Raw genomic sequence first — 541 nt, 5'->3', positions numbered from 1 at the left:
TTTAAATGCAGAATAAACAGAACATGAATTTAAATCAATAAATTTGACATTAGAGTATTCAACCAATGGTTTTGAATAACCAATGCAAATAATTTCAGGCTTTTCTACCATTGCTCTTGAAATCACATCCAAACTAATAAAATGCCCACCAATACCTTGGTCCATTGAAAAAATCAAGTATTTAACATTCATGACTTATCTCCAATATTTTCGCGCACACAGAACTTACAGCGAGATTATTAAAAAGTAACGACTTATCAAATGAAACTCTTTCTTTTTTTTCAAGAATACCAAGTGCTGTATCTAGAAATTCCTCATCATTAGATACATATGCATTTGGAGAGTACTGACTAGTAACAGAGACATCACCGACATTTCTTGAAAGCACAGGCAAACCGGCAGCCATAGCCTCTTTAAAAACCTGAGGAGAGCCCTCTCTATCTGAAGTTAATAGCATAAGGCGCGAATTTGCTAAAACAGATTTTATCTGTTCCCTATCTAAATTATCGAGAACTACTTCATTTGCCAACGGATATATTAA

At 33.8% G+C, this 541-nt stretch carries 2 protein-coding genes; both read right to left on the bottom strand.

Annotation, left to right across the window (positions count from 1 at the left end; genetic code table 11):
* The coding region (locus ASV53_RS24455; protein ID WP_141226337.1) for a hypothetical protein at positions 1-192 on the bottom strand (192 nt) is incomplete at its 3' end.
* Positions 182-541: glycosyltransferase (locus ASV53_RS24450; protein WP_141226336.1), on the bottom strand; the 360-nt coding region annotated here is incomplete at its 5' end. The genes ASV53_RS24455 and ASV53_RS24450, both read right to left, overlap by 11 nt.

Source organism: Photobacterium sanguinicancri (genome assembly GCF_002265265.1).
In the GTDB taxonomy this organism is placed as follows: domain Bacteria; phylum Pseudomonadota; class Gammaproteobacteria; order Enterobacterales; family Vibrionaceae; genus Photobacterium; species Photobacterium sanguinicancri.
Note: the sequence above shows the minus strand (reverse complement) of the source record. Positions and strands in the feature narration are given on the sequence as shown.